The organism is Photorhabdus viridis, from assembly GCF_040256935.1.
Taxonomy (GTDB): domain Bacteria; phylum Pseudomonadota; class Gammaproteobacteria; order Enterobacterales; family Enterobacteriaceae; genus Photorhabdus; species Photorhabdus viridis.
This window is the reverse complement of the sequence record NZ_JBEJZY010000030.1, coordinates 45,382-66,587: the sequence shown is the minus strand read 5'-3', so window position 1 is coordinate 66,587 and position 21,206 is coordinate 45,382. Positions and strand designations below refer to the sequence as shown.

At 40.9% G+C, this 21,206-nt stretch carries 16 protein-coding genes, 1 tRNA gene and 1 pseudogene; 7 read left to right on the top strand and 11 right to left on the bottom strand.

Going from position 1 to position 21,206, the window contains the following annotated elements:
• A pseudogene (locus tag ABR397_RS25460) lies at window positions 1–96 on the bottom strand (IS982 family transposase); the annotation flags it as partial.
• A 393-nt stretch (window positions 97–489) separates the two neighbouring features.
• Here ABR397_RS25460 and ABR397_RS14275 point away from each other — a divergent pair.
• Window positions 490–702 (top strand): helix-turn-helix domain-containing protein, encoded by a 213-nt coding sequence (locus ABR397_RS14275; protein WP_350306315.1) that lies wholly within the window; start codon window positions 490–492, stop codon window positions 700–702.
• Between the two features lie 384 nt (window positions 703–1,086).
• Here ABR397_RS14275 and ABR397_RS14270 read toward each other — a convergent pair whose 3' ends face one another.
• Window positions 1,087–1,809 (bottom strand): helix-turn-helix transcriptional regulator, encoded by a 723-nt coding sequence (locus tag ABR397_RS14270; protein WP_350306314.1) that lies wholly within the window; start codon window positions 1,807–1,809, stop codon window positions 1,087–1,089.
• 281 nt (window positions 1,810–2,090) lie between these two features.
• Here ABR397_RS14270 and ABR397_RS14265 point away from each other — a divergent pair, with 281 nt between their 5' ends.
• Window positions 2,091–2,327 carry a hypothetical protein gene (locus ABR397_RS14265; RefSeq protein WP_350306313.1) on the top strand — a complete coding sequence of 79 codons (237 nt, stop codon included), beginning with the start codon at window positions 2,091–2,093 and terminating at the stop codon, window positions 2,325–2,327.
• A 375-nt stretch (window positions 2,328–2,702) separates the two neighbouring features.
• Here the strand turns inward: ABR397_RS14265 and ABR397_RS14260 are convergent, their stop codons facing one another.
• Complete coding sequence (locus ABR397_RS14260; protein ID WP_350306312.1) at window positions 2,703–3,425, bottom strand: helix-turn-helix transcriptional regulator; 723 nt, start codon at window positions 3,423–3,425, stop codon at window positions 2,703–2,705.
• 517 nt (window positions 3,426–3,942) lie between these two features.
• On the opposite strand from ABR397_RS14260, the gene ABR397_RS14255 reads away from it, so the two are divergent.
• Entirely contained in the window at window positions 3,943–4,200 is a 258-nt protein-coding gene (locus tag ABR397_RS14255) for a hypothetical protein (RefSeq protein WP_350306311.1), read from the top strand.
• A 27-nt stretch (window positions 4,201–4,227) separates the two neighbouring features.
• Here the strand turns inward: ABR397_RS14255 and ABR397_RS14250 are convergent, their stop codons facing one another.
• Window positions 4,228–5,226: a Gfo/Idh/MocA family protein gene (locus tag ABR397_RS14250; protein WP_350306310.1), complete on the bottom strand. Its 999-nt coding sequence runs from the start codon at window positions 5,224–5,226 to the stop codon at window positions 4,228–4,230.
• Window positions 5,227–5,623: 397 nt separating this feature from the next.
• Between ABR397_RS14250 and ABR397_RS14245 the strand changes: the two genes are divergently transcribed.
• A complete protein-coding gene (locus ABR397_RS14245; protein WP_350306309.1) occupies window positions 5,624–5,941 on the top strand; it encodes a hypothetical protein in 318 nt (105 codons plus the stop codon).
• A gap of 124 nt (window positions 5,942–6,065) precedes the next feature.
• On the opposite strand, the gene yfaE is transcribed toward ABR397_RS14245, so the two are convergent.
• From yfaE to ubiG, 4 genes are all read right to left on the bottom strand, one after another.
• Window positions 6,066–6,332, bottom strand: coding sequence for a class I ribonucleotide reductase maintenance protein YfaE (gene yfaE / locus ABR397_RS14240; protein WP_350306308.1), 267 nt, complete (start codon window positions 6,330–6,332; stop codon window positions 6,066–6,068).
• The gene (nrdB, locus tag ABR397_RS14235) at window positions 6,332–7,462 is read right to left on the bottom strand and encodes a class Ia ribonucleoside-diphosphate reductase subunit beta (RefSeq protein ID WP_350306307.1); all 1,131 of its coding nucleotides are present in this window, start codon (window positions 7,460–7,462) and stop codon (window positions 6,332–6,334) included. The genes yfaE and nrdB overlap by 1 nt, the downstream gene beginning before the upstream one ends.
• A 12-nt stretch (window positions 7,463–7,474) precedes the next feature.
• Complete coding sequence (nrdA, locus tag ABR397_RS14230; protein WP_350306306.1) at window positions 7,475–9,766, bottom strand: class 1a ribonucleoside-diphosphate reductase subunit alpha; 2,292 nt, start codon at window positions 9,764–9,766, stop codon at window positions 7,475–7,477.
• A gap of 365 nt (window positions 9,767–10,131) precedes the next feature.
• Window positions 10,132–10,854 (bottom strand): bifunctional 2-polyprenyl-6-hydroxyphenol methylase/3-demethylubiquinol 3-O-methyltransferase UbiG, encoded by a 723-nt coding sequence (ubiG, locus tag ABR397_RS14225; RefSeq protein WP_350306305.1) that lies wholly within the window; start codon window positions 10,852–10,854, stop codon window positions 10,132–10,134.
• Between the two features lie 167 nt (window positions 10,855–11,021).
• Between ubiG and gyrA the strand changes: the two genes are divergently transcribed.
• On the top strand, window positions 11,022–13,649 hold the full coding sequence (gene gyrA, locus ABR397_RS14220; protein ID WP_350306304.1) for a DNA topoisomerase (ATP-hydrolyzing) subunit A: 2,628 nt from the start codon (window positions 11,022–11,024) through the stop codon (window positions 13,647–13,649).
• Window positions 13,650–13,825: 176 nt separating this feature from the next.
• Complete coding sequence (gene rcsC, locus ABR397_RS14215) at window positions 13,826–16,663, top strand: two-component system sensor histidine kinase RcsC (RefSeq protein ID WP_350306303.1); 2,838 nt, start codon at window positions 13,826–13,828, stop codon at window positions 16,661–16,663.
• A gap of 70 nt (window positions 16,664–16,733) precedes the next feature.
• Here the strand turns inward: rcsC and rcsB are convergent, their stop codons facing one another.
• Both rcsB and rcsD read right to left on the bottom strand, forming a co-directional pair.
• Window positions 16,734–17,387: a response regulator transcription factor RcsB gene (gene rcsB, locus ABR397_RS14210; RefSeq protein WP_350306302.1), complete on the bottom strand. Its 654-nt coding sequence runs from the start codon at window positions 17,385–17,387 to the stop codon at window positions 16,734–16,736.
• A 4-nt stretch (window positions 17,388–17,391) separates the two neighbouring features.
• Window positions 17,392–20,082 (bottom strand): phosphotransferase RcsD, encoded by a 2,691-nt coding sequence (rcsD, locus tag ABR397_RS14205; RefSeq protein ID WP_350306301.1) that lies wholly within the window; start codon window positions 20,080–20,082, stop codon window positions 17,392–17,394.
• Window positions 20,083–20,297: 215 nt separating this feature from the next.
• Here rcsD and ABR397_RS14200 point away from each other — a divergent pair.
• Window positions 20,298–20,385 (top strand) — tRNA-Ser (locus ABR397_RS14200).
• 148 nt (window positions 20,386–20,533) lie between these two features.
• Here the strand turns inward: ABR397_RS14200 and ABR397_RS14195 are convergent.
• Window positions 20,534–21,160 (bottom strand): LysE family translocator, encoded by a 627-nt coding sequence (locus ABR397_RS14195; RefSeq protein ID WP_350306300.1) that lies wholly within the window; start codon window positions 21,158–21,160, stop codon window positions 20,534–20,536.
• Window positions 21,161–21,206 lie beyond the last annotated feature (46 nt).

Genomic DNA, 21,206 nt, shown 5'->3' with positions numbered 1-21,206 from the left:
ACGTAATCCATGTTCAATGAGTTGTTGATGCCAGAGAGGAATAAATTTTTGGCAAAAGTCATCGACGCAGCAGTAAAGTTCTTCTAAATTAACCATGCCTGAGGGTCTCCATGATTTTGTTTTCTTTAGCAAAAACTTTGCTCGTGCCTCAGGCACTTTAGTTCCCTTCCCTTAAGCGAAGCTCAGGTTACTGAGTTAACTTAGTTAGCATCACTCCCCGTAATTGAAGAGATTATTTAGTGCATTCATTAAAGTATTTAATGCGCTTTCAACATTTCCAAAAATAACTAAAATTTTTGAACATTACATTTTTCTATTCGGAGAATATTTGGCTGTATTTAGCGGGGTTTAACGTCTTAGTACCGCTATTTTTTGGTATTCCACACCAGCGTGGGGTCAGGGAAAAAGCTGTAACAATATAAAAATATTAATCTTAAGAGAGTATGAATATAGCACCTTGAATAACCAAACTGAAAAGGAGAAGAAGTAATGATTGTAACAGACGACTGGCACCCGGCTGATATTATTGCGGGACTCAGAAAACGGGGAACGTCGTTATCTGCTGTTTCAAGAGAAGCGGGGCTTGCATCATCTACGTTAAGTAATGCGTTGCATCGTCCGTGGCCTAAAGGTGAATGGCTCATTGCTACCGCTTTAAATTGTGAACCTTACGAAATATGGCCAAGTAGATATCTCAAATGAATTAAAATAAACTTCTCGTAAGAAAGTAAATTGAGAAGAGATTAAGTACCTGAAACTTTTCTCATGTCTTGTGGAAAGCTTCAGGTATGATCATAGGATTAATATAGGGTTATTAACGCTCTGCCTTTTTGTCATAGTTAATTTTTTCTGCCTCAATTATTTAATCTTTTGTATTATGCTGATACTCCTCCCTATATTTCTGCTGATTTCACGGATGTTTTATATTGAATACATATAATCCATGAGCATTCAACCGATCATTAAAGGTACGTCGAATCGGGAAATCGCTTGCTGAGGTGTACAGGCGCTTCTACGCGCCGGGACGTAGGGGCTCTGCCAGGCAGAACCCTAATGGCACAGTGGCGACAACGATGTTGTGCATTGTTATGCTAGAGGTATATAGGGATTAGGGTTAATAAATCTGGTAGGAGCATAGTTATCATACCCCTTAGCCCTACAATATTCTTTTAATTGTTTTAATGAGTTTATTCCTATTTTCTGATAAATTATCTGTAGCCTACTTTGTACCGTTCTATAGGTGATACCTAATTTTTTGGATATATCTTTAGCGCTTAGTGATTGTAGAGCAAAAAATACTATATCGAACTCTCTATCAGTAAATAAATCAGTTGGTGTGCCAAAGGTTAATGAGTCAGGATGCCTGTTATTTTCAAAATGATACATGGAATAAATTTGAAGTTTTTTACCGTGTCCAACAACCCCAACGCATTTTCCGTCCTTCATTAGTGGTGTAATATTGACTAGGAGCGGTTGGATTATTTTCTCTCTTCCGCCATAAATGAAGGTATTTAGTACCGGAATGGTTTTTTGACTCGTCATTACGTTTCTATCGTTAGCTTGTATAATATCTACAAACTCAACCCATGGTCCCGGACATTCAATATCAAGCCGGCCTTCCATGTTAAAACCTTTAGGAAGGTTGCAGTAATAATGCGTAACATCATTAGCATAGACGAATCGAGATTCGTTGTCTTTTATAATCCAAAAATCGTTGCTGTTTTCCATGTATGATATGAAGGCATCAAAGCTTTTTGAATGAACATCCAGATCTTTGTTTACAGAGAAACTCATCGTTTTATCTTTCATAATTTCACCCATCATGATTAAACTGGATAACTTCCATGTAAGGTTATCACTTTTACGACACAATGAATAATTATGTTTATGGGTTTTAAAGGGGGCGTCTCTTTTTTACCGTTCTTGTAGATATCGTCGATATGCTAATATTTTATATTGTGTAAAATTTTTCTTATTGATTATATGTTTAATGAATTATTACAGAATGGTAGTTGTTTTTTTCTCTTGTTTTTGGTGTGTTATATATCTAATTATGAGAATGGATTTCATAACGGTAGTCTGGAAAGTGAGTGATTGATAAATATATTTTGGAGGAAACCCAAATTAATGCCGCAAAAAATAAAATCCTCACACCAAGCAGGATTATTTCCTCTTTAACTTTTAGCTTCTGGACAAATTTATTATCCCATAAATACGAAGATAAAGATTCTGAGACATTACTCTGGCCTAATCTCTTAGTGCATGTATTCCCTTATGCGCCAAAAGATATGACACGGAAAAAAATAGAAGATTTTCTCAAAAAATAAAAGGGTTAAGAAATAGAATTTCTCACCATGAGGCTATTTGGAAATTTCATTATAACGATCCTAATACTTATTTCCCGGATTATGCAACTCCAGTGCATGGTGCTCAAGCCAGTTGTGCTTTATTAATTAAACATTATGAGGACATACTTAATATGATCGGTTGAATTAGTCCTGAGCGAAAAGATAATTTTATTAAACATCATGCCAACGAAAGATTTTATGCAATTTGTAGCATTGAAGGATTAAATATATAGACAGACATAAAAGATGAAAAACTGGGCAGGCAAAGATCTTACATACGACGCTAGATTAGGCGTAGGGGCTCTGCCAGGCAGAACCCTAATGGCACAGTGGCGACAACGATGTTGTGCATTGTTATGCTAGAGGTATATAGGGATTAGGGTTAATAAATCCGGTAGGAGCATAGTTATCATACCCCTTAGCCCTACAATATTCTTTTAATTGTTTTAATGAGTTTATTCCTATTTTCTGATAAATTATCTGTAGCCTACTTTGTACCGTTCTATAGGTGATACCTAATTTTTTGGATATATCTTTAGCGCTTAGTGATTGTAGAGCAAAAAATACTATATCGAACTCTCTATCAGTAAATAAATCAGTTGGTGTGCCAAAGGTTAATGAGTCAGGATGCCTGTTATTTTCAAAATGATACATGGAATAAATTTGAAGTTTTTTACCGTGTCCAACAACCCCAACGCATTTTCCGTCTTTCATTAGTGGTGTAATGTCGAGTAGAAATGGTTGGATTATTTTTTGTCTCCCGCCATAAGCGAAAGTATTTAATACTGGGATGGTTTTTTGACTCGTCATTACGTTTTTATCATTAGCTTGTATAATATCTTCAAACTCAGACCACGGTGCTGGACATTCACTATCAAGCTTACCTTCTATGTTAAAACCTTTAGGAAGGCCGCTGTAATAAAGCATAATATCGTTAGCATAGACGAATCGAGATTCGTTGTCTTTTATAATCCAAAAATCGTTGCTGTTTTCCATGTATGATATGAAGGCATCAAAGCTTTTTGAATGAACATCCAGATCTTTGTTTACAGAGAAACTCATCGTTTTATCTTTCATAATTTCACCCATCATGATTAAACTGGATAACTTCCATGTAAGGCTATCACTTTTAAGACACAATGAATAATTATGTTTATGGGTTTTAAAGGGGGCGTCTCTTTTTTACCGTTCTTGTAGATATCGTCGATATGCTAATATTTTATATTGTGTAAAATTTTTCTTATTGATTATATGTTTAATGAATTATTACAGAATGGTAGTTATTTTTTTCTCTTGTTTTTGGTGTGTTATATATCTAATTCTGAGAATGGATTTCATAACGGCAGTTTATAAGAAGGTGGTTTTGGGGTAAAACCTAATCGGCCAACCGCTAGGAAAAAGGCAGGACAAAAACGAGAAAAGCCACCTTGAGGTGGCTTTTCCATATAACTATTCTCGCATGAGACCTCTACTACGTAAGAGGCGGCTCCGCCTTAACGCGTGTGCGCTAAATCTATCACTGATTGAAGTCAAGTTATTTTTACAAACCGCTCCGTTGACGGTATTCTATTGTTTTTTCAAAATAGGCTTCAGCATGGAACAATACATTTCAAAAGAACGTCTTGAGATTTATACTACGATCCTAAAAATTCAATCAGAACACGTAATGGCGGCCTATATGGGATGGGATAAAGTGGCTGATGGTACTAAACTCGATCCGACAAAAGCGAAATTACCCCAAATCAGCAATGGTGATTGGAAAAAAGTAGTCCAACGGGTTGTCGGTCAATCCATTATCAGTTTCAGCCTGAATACCACCTTTGCCTTTTCCATATATCTTGTTCCACTTTAATCAGTATATTTTTTAAAAATAAATTACTTATAAATAATTATTCATTCTATAATCTTTTAATATTTGGTCTATTACCCAACTGGTTCGTGAGCCTGATTCTCCTGTTGAAGGGCAAAAACCTTTTCCTTGTAATTCATTAATTATCGTATTAATCAATGGCATTTCTATATGCTCTGGATTGTTAATATTAAATTGGTGTAATTTATTATTTTCGTCATAATATGAAATGGCTGAATTTCCAAAGGTAGAAAAAGATATTTTTCCTTTGTTACCAATTATTTCAACATTATCCCCTCTGGCATTCGAAACAAAATTCCATATACCTACACCTTGAATATTATTTTCAAACATAAATGACATTGATACGCAATCTTCGGCAGGATAAGAATTTCCTTGTGAATTTGCATGCCCTTTGACAGAAATAATTTTCCCCAAAAGAAAGTCTAATATATCCAGAGTATGGCATGCCAAATCAACAAATAATCCACCACCGGAAATTTCTGGTTTAACAACCCAAGGTAAATGATGAGGGTCCTGATAGCAGGGTTCTATCTCTCTGTAAAGTATACAACTTACTATTCTTGGCGTTCCTATCGCGCCTGATTCAATTAATTCTTTGATTTTTAAAAATCTCGGTAATGCTCTTCTGTAATAAGCAACAAATAATGGGACATTTTGTGATTTACAAGTCGCTATCATTTCATTACATTCTTCGAATGTTAATGCCATAGGCTTTTCTACATATATCGCTTTACCCGCCTTAGCAGCCAAAATAGTATATTCTTTATGTGTAGAGGGTGGTGTTGCAATATATACGGCATCAATGTCTTTATCATTAATCAGTGAGTTCGCATCAGAATACCATTTAGGGACATGATGTCTTTTAGCAAAATCTTCTGCTAAATTAGCATTGCGCCTCATTACTGCAACTAATTCAGAATTGTCTAATTTATAAAAAGCAGGGCCACTTTTTACTTCAGTAACATCACCACAACCAATAATTCCCCATTTTATTGTTTTTTCCATTTTTATTTTCCTAATATATTTATGTCGAATTGTTTATTAATAAAACATTGATGAAGGTTATAGTTTAAATCTGGTTTATCACATTTTTTATCTCGAATGTTCATGTATATAACATGCTTTCTGTTTTTGAAGCAAGTAAGTTGATATGATTTTTACCCAATATTAATTCAGGCGATTTCAATGGGGCTATTTTTTACGGTAGTTGTTTTGCGCTAATCAGTCATCGTCTTTGATTGATATAGTCAATACCAGCCTAACGAAATATGATTCCGTTGTTTTTCTTCCTATCGAAGAAGCAACCGATTTTGTCGCGAATATGGTTAATCGGATGCGATTCAATTTGAAAAACCTGCGATCCGAGTGGGAATCAAAGTGTATACCTATTGACGATAAAAGTATGTCAAGTTTTGCGAAGGACAACCTTCACTACTTAACTAAAAACATTATTATCTGCGCCAATTTTATTGAAGCTGCAAAAGTCGCGTTAACATCCGTTCCTGAAACCAGCACTGAGCTACGCAGCATGATTACGCGTTTTGGTCGGGCCTCTGCTGACCTGCGTTATACATTAGAAGAAATTATTGCTTTCGTTAAGAGTACTCATGTCCCTAATAAAGTATCAAGTGTAGGGCATGACATGGATAAAAATGCAGTTCATGAGCTTATTCGTGCCGAGCATATCGCTTTGGGTTTGGAAGTCCCAGCTTTCTACTAAAGGGGATGCAGTGCTCCACGTTTCTATTCACAAAGTGATGGTGGCGAAGGACTAGTGAAGCGCAAAGACATCATTTCTTGCAGAGCTTGAACATAGGGCTGAGGAGTTCCATTCTACTTGAATACTAAAGCTCAATTTCAATATCACTGAGTGGATGACAGCAGCAGGGTAAAATTTCGCCTTCATTAACAAAAGCCAGTGGCTTACGCCGATAGCCTACTTTACCTTTTACCAATCTGACACGGCAGGAGCCGCAATAACCTTCACGGCACTGGTATTCAGCTTGTACTTTGCCTTGTTCCAGCGCTTCCAGCAGACTGTTATGCAGCTCAGGAGAGCTGTGAATATGATAACCCTGCATACCATACAGGGTTACTTTATAGCTTGTCATCAGAGTTCAAAATCACTCAGGTCGTCAGGATTAACCTCAGCATCAATCTGACCAACCAGATAGGAACTGACTTCAACTTCTTGTGGCGCGACTTGAACGTTATCGGACACCAGCCAGGAATTGATCCACGGAATTGGGTTAGAACGCGTTTCAAATGGCAGTTTCAGCCCAACAGCCTGCATACGGATATTGGTGATGTATTCAACATACTGACACAAAATATCTCTGTTCAAACCAATCATAGAACCTTCTTTGAACAGGTACTCCGCCCACTCTTTTTCTTGCTCCGCCGCCTGAACAAACAGGTCGTAACACTGTTGTTCACACTCTTTGGCAATTTCAGCCATTTCCGGGTCATCCTGACCAGAGCGCAACAGATTCAGCATATGCTGAGTGCCTGTTAGATGCAGTGCTTCGTCACGGGCAATCAGTTTGATGATTTTAGCGTTACCTTCCATCAGTTCGCGTTCGGCGAAAGCAAATGAACAGGCAAAGCTGACGTAGAAGCGGATCGCTTCCAGCGCGTTAACGCTCATCAGGCACAGGTACAGTTGTTTTTTCAGTTCACGCAGACTGGTAGTGATGGTTTTACCCGCAGCTTGATGCGTTCCTTCACCAAACAACTGATAGTTGTTGGTCATCTCAATCAGATCATCGTAATAAGCGGAAATATCTTTCGCACGTTTCAGAATCTCTTCATTGGTGACAATATCATCAAACACAACCGCCGGATCGTTAACGATATTACGGATGATGTGCGTATAAGAACGTGAGTGAATCGTCTCGGAAAAAGACCAGGTTTCAACCCAGGTCTCCAACTCAGGAATGGAGATCAAGGGCAGAAACGCCACGTTTGGGCTGCGACCCTGAATAGAGTCCAGCAGCGTTTGGTATTTCAGATTACTGATGAAAATATGCTTTTCATGATCCGGCAACGCATTGTAGTCAATGCGATCGCGGGACACGTCAACTTCTTCCGGGCGCCAGAAGAACGAGAGCTGTTTTTCGATCAATTTCTCGAAAATCGGATACTTTTGCTGGTCATAACGAGCTACGTTTACCGGCTGACCAAAGAACATCGGTTCCTGTAACTGGTCGTTTTTTACCTGCGAAAAGGTGGTATAGGCCATAACTTCCTCAAATTAAATCTTACACGCGCCGCCTTCACAATCGGAATCAGCCGATTCCACGACTTCCTCCAGGTCACCCTGAACGTCTTCCGCGCCATCACGTGTATTATGGTAATACAGTGTCTTCACACCATATTTGTAGGCGAGCAGTAAATCTTTCAGCAGTTGATTCATCGGCACTTTTCCACTAGGGAAACGTGTCGGATCATAGTTGGTATTGGCAGAGATCGATTGATCGATAAATTTCTGCATGATACCAACCAACTGCAAGTAACCATCATTACCCGGCATTTGCCACAGGAGTTCATAAGCGCCTTTCAGGCGTTCATATTCCGGTACAACCTGACGCAAAATGCCATCTTTTGATGCTTTGATGCTGATGTAACCACGAGGCGGTTCAATGCCATTGGTGGCGTTGGAGATCTGTGAAGATGTCTCTGACGGCATCAAAGAGGATAATGTTGAATTACGCAGACCATATTGTTTGATATCACGGCGCAACGCTTCCCAGTCATAGTGCAGTGGCTCATTGACCAATGTATCCAGCGTTTTTTTATAGGTATCGATAGGCAGGATACCTTCAGAATAGGTGGTTTCTTTAAACCACGGGCAAGCGCCTTGCTCTTTCGCCAGCTCATTAGAGGCTTTCAACAAGTAATACTGGATAGCTTCAAATGTTTTGTGCGTCAGGTTGTTAGCTCTGCCATCTGAATAACGCGCGCCATGTTTTGCCAGATAGTAAGCGTAGTTGATGACGCCAATACCTAAAGTACGGCGACCCATTGCCCCTTGTTTTGCTGCAATGATCGGGTAGTCCTGATAATCAAGCAGGGCGTCAAGCGCACGGACAGCCAGAGTTGCCAATTCTTCCAGCTCATCAAGATTTTCGATTGCGCCCAGGTTGAATGCGGATAGCGTACACAGCGCGATTTCGCCGTTTTTATCATTGATATCATTCAATGGTTTGGTTGGCAGTGCAATTTCCAGACACAAATTTGACTGGCGCACAGGGGCGACTGATGGGTCAAATGGGCTGTGAGTGTTGCAGTGGTCTACGTTTTGAATGTAGATACGTCCGGTGGAGGCGCGTTCTTGCATCATCAGCGAGAAGAGATCAACCGCTTTCAGGCGTTGCTGACGGATATTGCTGTCCTGCTCATATTGAGTATACAGACGTTCAAATTTATCCTGATCCGCAAAGAATGCATCATATAATCCAGGAACGTCAGATGGGCTGAACAGGGTAATATCTTCACCTTTGATCAGGCGCTCGTACATTAATTTGTTGAGCTGTACGCCGTAGTCCATATGACGGACACGGTTGCCTTCAACGCCCCGGTTGTTTTTCAGTACCAGCAGGCTTTCAACTTCCAGATGCCATAACGGATAGAATAATGTCGCGGCACCGCCACGGACACCCCCTTGTGAACAGGATTTTACCGCTGTCTGGAAGTGTTTGTAGAACGGAATACAGCCGGTGTGGAAAGCTTCACCATTACGGATTGGGCTGCCCAACGCACGAATACGGCCCGCGTTGATGCCAATACCGGCGCGTTGAGAAACATATTTCACAATGGCGCTGGAAGTGGCGTTAATTGAATCCAGGCTGTCGTCACACTCAATCAGCACGCAGGAGCTGAATTGACGGGTAGGGGTACGCACACCTGCCATGATGGGAGTCGGCAGGGAAATTTTAAACGTAGAAGCCGCGTCGTAAAAACGACGAATGTAGTCCAGACGGGTTTCTCTTGGATAACCGGAAAACAGGCAGGCGGCTACCAGAATATAAAGGAACTGGGCGCTCTCATAAATTTCACCGGTAACACGATTTTGAACCAGATATTTACCTTCGAGCTGTTTGACCGCAGCGTAAGAGAAATTCATATCACGCCAGTGGTCGATAAACTCGTTCATTTGCTCGAATTCTTCTTTCGAGTAGTCTGCCAGCAAGTGTTTATCGTATTTGCCCATTTCCACCATACGGGATACGTGATCATACAGGGCTGGCGGCTCAAATTGACCATAGGCTTTTTTACGCAGGTTGAAAATTGCCAAGCGGGCTGCCAGATACTGATAGTCTGGCGCATCACCGGAGATAAGGTCCGCGGCAGCTTTAATCATCGTCTCGTGAATATCTGAGGTTTTGATACTGTCGTAAAATTGGATTTGAGAACGCAGTTCTACTTGTGATACCGAGACATTTTTCAGACCGTCGGCTGCCCAGTTAATAACCCGGTGGATTTTCTCAAGGTCAATTCGTTCTTTGTGGCCATCACGCTTTGTTACTAGCAGACTATGGTTCATGGACAGGCATACCTTACATTTACTTTCAGACTTGCTCCCACCTGCTTTGTGTCTTTACAAGACCAAAACATACCCTTCTCAGTGGTGAAGAAACCAACGAGAGAGTAGTGGTAATGGAATGTTAAGGAACACAATATGTAGGGGGTACACTAAATAATGACAACAAGATAATGTTAAAAACGGCTTTTATCAAGTGCACAAAAACATGGATTTTTGTGGATAACTTGAGGACTAAATTTGTTAAAAAGCCGGAAGCCTGCATCATTACTAGCGGTTACCCTGGCAGGGGTACCGGCAAAAATGGGTAAAAAAATTCCTGAAAACAGGATTTATTTGCCGTTTTATTCATCGATTAGATGAATATGTCAGACATACTGGGTATGTAACATATAATTAACATCGACATTGTGGCCGAGGGTAAATTTATCTATTAGCGGGTTGTAATGCAGGCCGATAATGTGCTGTTCTTGCAGTGGTGTGCTATCAATCCAACCTATTAATTCTGATGGGCGGATAAATTTCTTTGCGTCATGGGTTCCCTTCGGCACCATTTTCAGAATATATTCCGCACCGACTACCGCCATAAGCCAGGCTTTCTTGTTGCGGTTAATGGTAGAGAAAAAGACGTGTCCACTGGGTTTGACTAACTGTGCACAGGCACGGACAACCGACTGTGGGTCCGGTACGTGCTCCAGCATTTCCATACAGGTGACGATATCATAAGCCTGTGGATATTTTTCTGCGTGGCTTTCCACGGTTTCCTGTACATAAGTTACAGGGATGCCTGTTTCAAGGGCGTGCAGTCTGGCAACCTGAAGCGGCTCAGTACCCATATCAAGCCCGGTCACTTCTGCGCTTTCACGGGCCATGCTTTCCGACAAAATGCCGCCGCCACAACCGACATCCAGAATTTTCTTACCGAAAATGCCGCCGGAACGCTGCAAAATATAATTCAGGCGCAGCGGGTTAATCCGGTGCAGCGGCTGAAATTCGCCGTCCAAATCCCACCAGCGGGAAGCAACTGCTTCAAATTTCTCTATTTCCTGTTGATCAACATTGCTTGTTGTGGAAGGGGTTTTAACGTTCATCAGTGGTTGTCGCTCCTTAAACTTACTTTACAGGTGGATTTACTCCATTCTTGTCATAGTATACATGGCTTAATTTTTAAATACCCGTATCTGATTTTTATAAAACTGTTGATTTGTGGTATAGTTCTAAACCTTTGAATCCGGAATTATGAGGGATAGTGGGCTTCATGAGCGACATTGCCAGAGAAATCACACCGGTCAATATCGAAGAAGAGCTGAAGAGCTCGTATCTGGATTATGCGATGTCTGTTATCGTCGGGCGCGCACTACCAGATGTTCGAGATGGACTGAAGCCGGTACACCGTCGCGTACTTTTCGCAATGAGTGTACTGGGAAATGATTGGAATAAACCCTATAAGAAGTCTGCCCGTGTTGTCGGCGACGTCATCGGTAAATACCACCCACATGGGGACAGCGCGGTCTACGACACGATTGTTCGTATGGCGCAGCCGTTTTCCCTGCGCTATATGTTGGTAGATGGTCAGGGTAACTTTGGGTCAGTCGATGGTGACTCAGCTGCGGCGATGCGTTACACCGAAGTGCGTATGTCGAAAATTGCCCATGAGCTGCTGGCGGATCTGGAAAAAGAGACTGTTGATTTTGTGCCGAACTATGATGGTACAGAGCAGATCCCGGAAGTTATGCCGACCAAAGTACCTAATCTGCTGATCAACGGCTCTTCGGGTATCGCAGTAGGTATGGCGACTAACATTCCTCCTCATAACTTATCCGAAGTTATTGATGGTTGTCTGGCTTATATTGAAGATGAAAACATCAGCATTGAAGGGCTGATGCAGTATATTCCTGGCCCGGATTTCCCGACTGCCGCGATCATTAATGGTCGTCGGGGTATTCAGGAGGCTTACCGGACTGGCCGCGGTAAAATTTATATCCGCGCCCGTGCTGAAATCGAAGTCGATGAGAAAAATGGTCGCGAAACTATCCTGGTTCACGAAATTCCTTATCAGGTTAACAAAGCCCGTCTGATTGAAAAAATTGCCGAGCTGGTGAAAGAAAAACGTATCGAAGGGATTAGCGCTCTTCGTGACGAATCTGATAAAGACGGCATGCGTATTGTGATTGAAGTGAAACGTGATGCGGTGGGTGAAGTGGTTCTGAATAACCTCTATTCCCTGACTCAGCTTCAGGTTTCTTTTGGTATCAACATGGTGGCTCTGCATCAGGGGCAACCAAAGCTGCTGAATCTGAAAGATATTCTTTCCGCGTTCGTCTGTCACCGCCGTGAAGTGGTTACTCGTCGTACTCTCTTTGAATTACGTAAAGCCCGTGAGCGTGCTCATATTCTTGAAGCATTGGCGGTGGCGCTGGTGAATATCGATCCGATTATCGAATTGATTCGCCGTGCTCCGTCACCCGCCGAGGCAAAAGCTGCGTTAGCGGCTCAACCGTGGGAATTAGGCAATGTTGCTTCCATGCTTGAACGTGCTGGTGATAATGCCGCTCGTCCTGAATGGTTGGAACCCCAATATGGCGTGCATGAAGGTAAATATTATCTGACCGAGCAACAGGCACAGGCAATTCTGGATCTGCGTTTGCAGAAACTGACTGGCCTTGAGCATGAAAAATTGCTGGATGAATACCGTGAATTGCTGACATTAATCAGTGAATTAATGTTTATTCTGGAAAGCCCGGAGCGCCTGATGGAAGTGATCCGTGAAGAGCTGTTGGCAGTCAAAGCGCAATATAATGACGCCCGCCGTACTGAAATCACGGAGAACACCGCTGATATCAATATCGAAGATCTGATTAATCAGGAAGATGTTGTTGTCACGTTGTCACATCAGGGGTATGTCAAATATCAGCCTTTGTCTGACTATGAAGCGCAACGCCGTGGTGGTAAAGGGAAATCCGCAGCACGTATCAAAGAAGAAGATTTCATTGAAAGGCTGCTGGTGGCGAATACTCACGATACGATCCTTTGCTTCTCCAGCCGTGGCCGCTTGTACTGGATGAAGGTTTATCAATTACCTGAGGCCAGCCGTGGCGCCCGCGGCCGTCCGATTGTTAACCTTTTGCCATTGGAGCAGGATGAACGCATTACTGCCATTCTGCCGGTGCGGGAATATGAAGAAGGGCTGTATGTCTTTATGGCTACGGCCAGTGGGACAGTGAAGAAAACGGCGTTACAAGATTTCAGCCGTCCGCGCAGTGCTGGTATTCTCGCGGTTAATCTCAATGAGGGTGATGAGCTGATCGGCGTTGACCTGACTAACGGCAGTAACGAAGTCATGTTGTTCTCCGCTGATGGTAAAGTTGTCCGCTTTGAAGAGGGCGCTGTTCGTTCAATGGGACGTACAGCTACCGGTGTACGTGGTATCAAACTGAGTGGTGAAGACAAAGTCGTTTCTCTGATTATCCCGCGTGGAGAAGGGGAGATTCTGACAGTCACTGAAAATGGTTACGGCAAACGTACCGCTGAAAGCGAGTATCCAATTAAATCCCGTGCAACTCAGGGGGTTATCTCAATTAAAGTCAGCGAGCGTAATGGTAATGTGGTCGGCGCAATTCAGGTTGAGCCCACCGATCAGATTATGATGATTACCGATGCTGGCACATTGGTGCGTACCAGGGTTTCTGAAGTCAGCGTTGTTGGCCGGAATACTCAGGGTGTAACACTGATTCGTACCGCTGAGGATGAGAAAGTTGTCGGTTTGCAACGGGTTGCTGAACCTGAAGATGATGAAGATGGGCTGGCAGAAGAAGGGGAGGCGTTGGAAAACGACAATACCCATTCACCTGATGCTGGCAGCAGCGAGTCAGCTGATCCGGTTTAAGTGAAGACATTATTTTCACTCAATTAAGAAACAGGTACTTCGGTGCCTGTTTTTTTTTAAAAAAAGATTTTGATAAATATCGAAATATGCAACAGGTGATTCTTTGTGATCCTTGAACTCTGGTATATCCTGTCATTAATTACGTTGAATGATGTTCGTTGTTATCAGGTAGCCTTTTGAGATATCTTTCTTCTTTTCGTACATCACTGAAAATATCCCGTTATCTTTTCCGGGTGCTTGGCTTTATGCTGTGGGCATTAGGCGTCTTATTAACGGCTTTTTACCTGGTTAACATTTTTAATGAAGTAAAGTCTGATATCCGGCAAGAATACAATGCTAATTATGATTCCACACTCTCTTATGTGCGTCATACAGCAAGTGTTCTGCGGGATATTCAATATATGACAGAAAAGCATTTACTGAATTCTAATGAAAAAATTGCCATTCTCGATTTTCCGCATAATAACCCGGAGTTTTCTTATCATCCTTTGAATCAAAGTGCTGATTGCCATACCTTTCGCAAAAATACCCATAGTTATTTAAATTCGTTGAATAACCTGATCTTTTACTGGAAAGATAATCTTGCCGCTCCTCAGGGGTTGAATCAGGTTTTCTTGGTGGGAACGAAAAGTATGTGTATGGTGAATTTTTCTATTCGTAATACCACAACTGAACCTGATACGCTGAAAAAAATAGTCTATGAAAATTCACGCAGACTGATTAGCCTGAAAGATCAGGGTAAAGAACGAAATGTTTACTGGGTTACGCCTGGAGCAAGATCTGATAGCGGCCATCTCTATGTGTTGGCGCCGGTGTATGTCAATGGTCGGATGGTTGCAATGATAGGTATTGAACAGTTCATCAGATTAGATACTTTTATTCAAAGACAAGACCGTCCGATTTCAATAACCTTATTAAATCACAGTAATCAACCTGTTTTGCACTATCCGGCAAATGATGAGTACCAACTTCATTATGCCGATTATCAGCTGGAAGCACCTTATTTTGGCTATGATGATAATTTTACTGATTTATTGTTAAAACGCCGGCTAATGCCATCTTCATTCAGTATCATTTATGCGCTGCCACTGAAAAACATTTTCGAGGGTTTTAAACTACAGATTATTAGCAGTATTGTGCTTAATGTACTGTCTGCTTTTGTCATTATGATTTTGGTGTATCTGTTTGAGCGCAAGATGTTTGTTCCAGCTGAAGAAAATGCTATTCGTCTGGAGGAGCATGAACAGTTTAATCATAAAATTGTCGCTTCAGCCCCAGTTGGGATCAGTATATTGCGGGTAAGTGATGGCAGTAATATTCTGAGTAATGAGTTGGCGCATAATTATTTGAGAATGCTGACTCATGAAGACCGGGAGCGTATTATTCATATTATTTGTGACAGAACCAGCAGTTATGTTGATGTGGTAACCAGTAATCATCATCATTTGCAAATCAGTTTTGTCCATTCCCGCTACAGAAATGAAGAGGTGGCAATTTGTGTATTGGTTGATATCAGTGTCCGTGTACGGATGGAAAAATCATTACAAGAAATGGCATTAGCATCGGAACAGGCTAACTATTCTAAATCGATGTTTTTGGCCACGGTCAGCCACGAATTGAGAACGCCGCTTTACGGTATTATTGGCAATTTGGAGTTGTTACAAGCTCATTCATTGCCGGCTGAGTCTGTCCGTTTGTTATCAACAATGAGTAACTCTTCAGCTCTGTTGCTGAAAATTATCAGTGATATTCTCGATTTCTCAAAGATTGAATCTAAACAGCTCAAAATTGAATCTAGAGAATTTTCCTGTCAGGAAGTTATCTCACATGTTATTTCTAACTATCTGCCGTTAGTTGTGAAAAAGCCGTTGACCTTATATTGCTATATCGAACCGGATGTACCGGATTATATCCGCAATGATCCTGTTCGATTGCAACAGGTCATATCTAACTTGTTAAATAATGCGATCAAGTTCACCGATACCGGGTGTGTGATTATCCATGTGACAGTAGATAGTGATTATTTATATGTCAGAATCAAGGATACGGGAGTCGGCATTTCAGATAAGGCGTTGATTCAGTTGTTTGATCCGTTTTTTCAAATCATGCCAAATACGGAAAGCTCATCTCAAGGAACTGGTCTTGGCCTGGCGATTTGTGAAAAATTGATCAGCCTGATGGATGGTGATATTGAAGTGATTTCACAGCCACAGATAGGCAGTATGTTCTCTATCCGTTTACCTTTATACAACGCGAAATACAGGCCGAAAATTCAGTTAATGAATCAGTGTCAGCAAAAGCAAAAAGTTATCCTGGCTATACGTAATCTTTATCTTGAGGATTTTTTACAGCGTTTTCTGATTCATTATAATTTACATACTGTTTTATATAGTGGGGAGAATACCGATGGCAGTGAAATTATTATCAGCGATTTCCCTGATGCCGTGACTTCCCCTGCATATGCTTGTGTTGAGCTATCGACGGACTATATTGGCTCGCCGGAACAAATCAGAAAAAGCTATTGGCTGCATAATACTTACCATTTGCATGATTTACCCATTCTGATTGAGAGACTGATTTCACCCGGTAGCAACGAGGAAGTGTTGAATATCGTATCGCCTGTTTTACCGGCAAACACCCAGTTTAATATGATTATGGTTTTGGTGGTGGATGATCATCCTATCAACCGCCATTTATTGACTGACCAGTTGAAATCTATTGGTTTTCAGACAGCGATGGCGAATGATGGATTAGATGCGCTGGAATATTTGCAGAAATGGCGTGTTGATATCATTCTCACGGATGTCAATATGCCTAATATGGACGGTTATGCGTTGACAACGCATTTACGGAATGCAGAGTATGAGCTGCCGATTATTGGTATTACAGCAAATGCACTTGCAGAAGAAAAGCAACGCTGTATTGATGCAGGAATGAATGACTGTTTGTCTAAGCCTGTTTCCCTGATTACGCTTAGACAAATACTGAGTAAGGTCGGGAATATTGGCGCCTGAAATAATGCCCGGAACAAGTAACCGCCGCCGGGCATCAGAATGACTTTCATATTAAAATAACGGACGGTATTTACTGAGCATGAGCATCCGTATTAATAGCGACAGAAGCAAGATAATTGAGTAGCGCAATATCGTTATTGACTCCTAGCTTCACCATTGCTGATTTTTTCTGGCTGCTGATTGTTTTGACACTGCGATTGAGTTTTTTGGCAATGTCTGTTACTAGGAAGCCTTGGGCAAACAGGCGTATGACCTCGCTCTCTTTTTGTGATAATGGTTTATCGCCGTAGGGGGCTTTCGTCACTTTTTTCAATAGTTCGGAAACGCTCTCCGGCATAAATTTTTCCCCTTGTTTCAGGGCAGTCAGTACATCAGGTAAATCTGTTGGCGCTCCTTGTTTTAAGACTATTCCTTCAATATCAAGTTCAAGTACAGCACTTAAAATTGCTGGGTTATTGTTCATAGTCAGAACAATGATTGATAGCCTGGGATAATGGCGTTTGATGTATTTAATCAAATTGATGCCATCACCATAGGTGTCGCCAGGCATGGATAAATCAGTGATCAGAACGTTTGCTTTAATACAGGACAGATTGTTGATCAATGTAGTCGAGTCTTCAGACTCGGCTACAACGTTGATCCAATCAAGCCGTTCAAGTGATTTGCGGATGCCAAACAGAACAATTGGATGGTCATCAGCAATAATGACGTTAAGGTTATTCATCTTATTAGTTACCCTGCTGCAATAGCTGTTTGACGATGGCGTCGATGTGGCTAATGCTATTTTTAATCTCTATTTTGTTACTGTCTGTTATGCGTTGTTCCAGTGTTTCGCAAGAAAGTTTGAGGAATTCCAGGTCTAACATAGCAAAGACGCCTTTCAGGCGGTGTGCTGTTTGCGAAAGTGATACCAAATCATATTGCTCTATATCAGTATACAGTTTATTAATATCTATCGGTACTGTCTCGATAAATAATTGTCGGTAATCGCTATTAGCCAACTGTTTTTGATAACTATTTATAACATTGTCAAAATCGTAATCAGGGTTTTTATCGTTAAATACTGACATTTCTAAATCGACATCCAATTCGTTAAAACTGAAGCTTCTCTCAATTAATAACGAAATGGCATTGATAACAGCTTCGCTTAGATTGTAATTACACCGAATATAGTCAGGTTTTATCTGCTCAAAGCCAGCCAGATTATCAACCAATAATATAGTTGATTTTGCCGAGCTATACGGTTTATCGGTCAATATGATATCGTATTCTCTACTCATATTTTCTTTCTTTTTATCAAAGTAAGCCGCGCCATAATGATTCAGGTGATTCTGTGTAATCTGACAGATTTCAGTATTACTGATATCCAGCAAAGCGGTAATGTCTTCCAGTAGTTGTGGGCATTGGTCTTGGCCGATTACCAAAGGTAGACTGATAGTGTAATGTGTACCAAGGTTGGGTTTGCTGTTTATAGTAAAATGACCATTTAATTTTCTACATAATTGGTTACATAGATAGAAGGTCATTCCTGAATTAGATTGATATTTATCACTGGTTGTTTTGATTAAAAATGGGTAATTCAAGTTGGTCAATTCTTTTGAATTAAGTCCGGAACCTGTATCTATTACTTCTATCTGGATATGATCTTTGTATTCCTGAGAATAGTTAACTATGAGTGATATTTTTCCATAAGGTGTGATCGTGATTGAATAATTAACCAATATCAGGACCATTTTACGGATGATTAATCCATCGCCAATAAATAATGACTCAGGATTAATATTACAATGATAATAATAATTCAATCCCTTATTATTCATCTTTGGAAATACTTCTTTAAGAATATCTTCTAATGTGGATGACAATGAAAACGACTCATTTTTTGCTTGCCAGTCACCTGATTCTAATTCATTGAGTAATGAGATATTCTCGACCCAATCGGATATATATGTGGATTTAGCTAATAAATTGTCAACGATACGATCACTACTTTCTTCTATGAGCATTTGCTTCAGCTGGCAAGCGATGTTATTTAATTCCTTTATTGGTTGTTTTAACTCAGAACGAATGTTAGTCAGCATAAAACGCCGGGCTTGTACGCTCTTATCGTGTTCCAGATGAGCAAGTTGTAACCGTCTGTTAATTAATGCCTCTTGGTCTTTATCTTGGAGTAAAAACAGATAAGTCTCTGGCAATAGGTGGATATTGTACACTTTAATTTCATAGACTGCATCGTCAATGGATGTCTGAATGACGCCATGATGCTGTTTTGCCATCATTTTGATTTTGTTTAAATCGATATCAGGCAACAGATGATCGGCAATATTATTGCTCATTATTGTCTGATTTATTGAGAAATCATAAATCAGTAAGCCAATTGGGATGTTGGAGATAATCTCGTGACTTAACGTATCTTTGATTTGCAGCTCGTGATTCATAAGTGCATTTGGGGCAATATATTTTCTGCGAATATAAATAAGCCCCCCCAAGGACAGGATAATAAAGATTGAATCAGCCAGTAATAGCCAGATGTTTCTGTATAATAAATCGATCAGTAAATCTTTGAGTGATATCCGATACAGTAGTTTGTATTGCGTACCATTGAGCGGTTGAGAAAATTCGAGCCAGAAGCCATTCTGTGAGATATTCACTTTATTAGTTTCCTGGAAATTTTTTGTATCGTCAGATAATAAGCTGAAGCTTTTTGCCGCCATATCCATAGGAAGAAGATGACAAATAGGCAGATCAAAAGCGATAACAGTTGCCAATTGCCCGGGTGAATTGAACGTTGCCCGGTAAGTATAGAAATAGATATTCTCGCCGCTGAGCTTGCGGATTGATGAAATATTTTCTCGTTCATCTAACGCGGTGGATTGCATCAGCATTTCTGCACGTTTCGATTCGGCAGTCAGTGTGAGATAACTTTCTTTGAATTTTAATTCTGGTTTAAGAATAGAATAAGTTGTTATCAGAAACAGACTGTTATCTTTACCATTCAGATAGTACATCGAATTGTATTCATTGCGGGCACCCCATAGAATCTCCATATAACTGGAAAGGCGTTGCGTCAACTCAGCGCTTGCAACGCTATGGTGACCAAAGATAATTGTATCGACAGTTTGATAACGACTCTCAAGCCAGTAAACATCAGGCCGTAGCTTCATTGTTGAAACGGGCGCCTGCGGTTTAAAAGATGAGATATTGGCTTGTTCAAAGATAGCATTAGCGTGGTAACGATAATCTTCTATCTGTAATACTATTTTGGTTGAAACGCTATTCAGCGCATACTTTTTTCCCATCAGCCAGGCGTTGAAGTAGTTATAGCTGTATAAAAACAGCGAAACAAAAAGCAGAACAATGAACAGGCCATAGTAACGGTTTATGGTTGATGAATTAATAGATGATTGTTTGTTATACATTCGTTGAGTAAAAGCCTTGATAATTGCTTGGCTGTGCTAGCGAGCTCGTTAAGTTGGTGAATCTGATGATCCGATGTATTTATGTTAATTCTAGCAGGATCGGGGCAGGGAATGATATTGTCGATTGAGGATTGAGCAAACAGTAAAAAAATAACAGAATTTTGGTGATAAAGACTAGACATATTATCGTGCTATAGAGCATAATCCTGCGCCATGGAAGGATGGCCGAGCGGTCGAAGGCAGCGGTCTTGAAAACCGCCGATGGGAAACCATCCTAGAGTTCGAATCTCTATCCTTCCGCCAAATACTAACCCCGTGCATATTGTGCATGGGGTTTTTTCATTGTGGTGTCCACGATTTATTGATAAGAATGACATGCAACAACAACGTCAGCTGGGACAGATTCTTATTCAATAAAACCGTGGAAATAGACCGTGGAAAGAGTAAGAAACTAAGCTTTTTGAATCAGCATAGCGACCGCAGCCCCTAACATAATAACCGATGCGCCCCTATACATAAGCTGTTGCGCACGCTGGCTTGATAACAGATGCCGAATACTGAGGGCGCCGAAGATAAATACCGCTCCCACGGCGAGTAAGACAAAAATAGTCAATGGTACCAACATGAAACCCCAGATTTGCAACGAGATAGATTCCATGTTAATGACCAAAGGTAACAGTGCAAGATAGAAGGCGATAGTTTTAGGGTTGCCTAACGTTATGGTTAGACCAGATAACCATGCCGCAGCCAGTTCTTTTTTATTTGTTGATTGGCCTTCAGCAATGGGTTGATGATCTGCAAACCAGAATTGCCATGCCAAATAACTCAAATATAATGAAGCGCCCCATTTCACAACTGCAAATAAGGTATCAAAGTGGTTGGCAATAATGGACAAACCAAATACAGCAAAAGACAAATAAGTTAGATCGCCAATAACCAGACCAAACAACATACTAAATGCAGTTAACGCGCCACCATTCACGCTTCTGGCAACCACGGCAGCCATACCAGGGCCTGGTATCGCGGCCGCAACAGCAAGTGCCGCTGTATAAGTGAGTATTTGTGACACTTCTAGCATATAGTTCCTCTCAAAAATAACACATCGAAATAATGAAACTCAGATA

Excerpts from the sequence above, each read along its gene's own strand:
- ABR397_RS14275 (WP_350306315.1), top strand. The coding sequence starts at position 490 with ATGATTGTAACAGACGACTGGCACCCGGCTGATATTATTGCGGGACTC.
- ABR397_RS14270 (WP_350306314.1), bottom strand. The coding sequence starts at position 1,809 with ATGAAAGATAAAACGATGAGTTTCTCTGTAAACAAAGATCTGGATGTT.
- ABR397_RS14260 (WP_350306312.1), bottom strand. The coding sequence starts at position 3,425 with ATGAAAGATAAAACGATGAGTTTCTCTGTAAACAAAGATCTGGATGTT.
- ABR397_RS14255 (WP_350306311.1), top strand. The coding sequence starts at position 3,943 with ATGGAACAATACATTTCAAAAGAACGTCTTGAGATTTATACTACGATC.
- ABR397_RS14250 (WP_350306310.1), bottom strand. The coding sequence starts at position 5,226 with ATGGAAAAAACAATAAAATGGGGAATTATTGGTTGTGGTGATGTTACT.
- ABR397_RS14245 (WP_350306309.1), top strand. The coding sequence starts at position 5,624 with ATGTCAAGTTTTGCGAAGGACAACCTTCACTACTTAACTAAAAACATT.
- yfaE (WP_350306308.1), bottom strand. The coding sequence starts at position 6,332 with ATGACAAGCTATAAAGTAACCCTGTATGGTATGCAGGGTTATCATATT.
- nrdB (WP_350306307.1), bottom strand. The coding sequence starts at position 7,462 with ATGGCCTATACCACCTTTTCGCAGGTAAAAAACGACCAGTTACAGGAA.
- nrdA (WP_350306306.1), bottom strand. The coding sequence starts at position 9,766 with ATGAACCATAGTCTGCTAGTAACAAAGCGTGATGGCCACAAAGAACGA.
- ubiG (WP_350306305.1), bottom strand. The coding sequence starts at position 10,854 with ATGAACGTTAAAACCCCTTCCACAACAAGCAATGTTGATCAACAGGAA.
- gyrA (WP_350306304.1), top strand. The coding sequence starts at position 11,022 with ATGAGCGACATTGCCAGAGAAATCACACCGGTCAATATCGAAGAAGAG.
- rcsB (WP_350306302.1), bottom strand. The coding sequence starts at position 17,387 with ATGAATAACCTTAACGTCATTATTGCTGATGACCATCCAATTGTTCTG.
- rcsD (WP_350306301.1), bottom strand. The coding sequence starts at position 20,082 with ATGTATAACAAACAATCATCTATTAATTCATCAACCATAAACCGTTAC.
- ABR397_RS14195 (WP_350306300.1), bottom strand. The coding sequence starts at position 21,160 with ATGCTAGAAGTGTCACAAATACTCACTTATACAGCGGCACTTGCTGTT.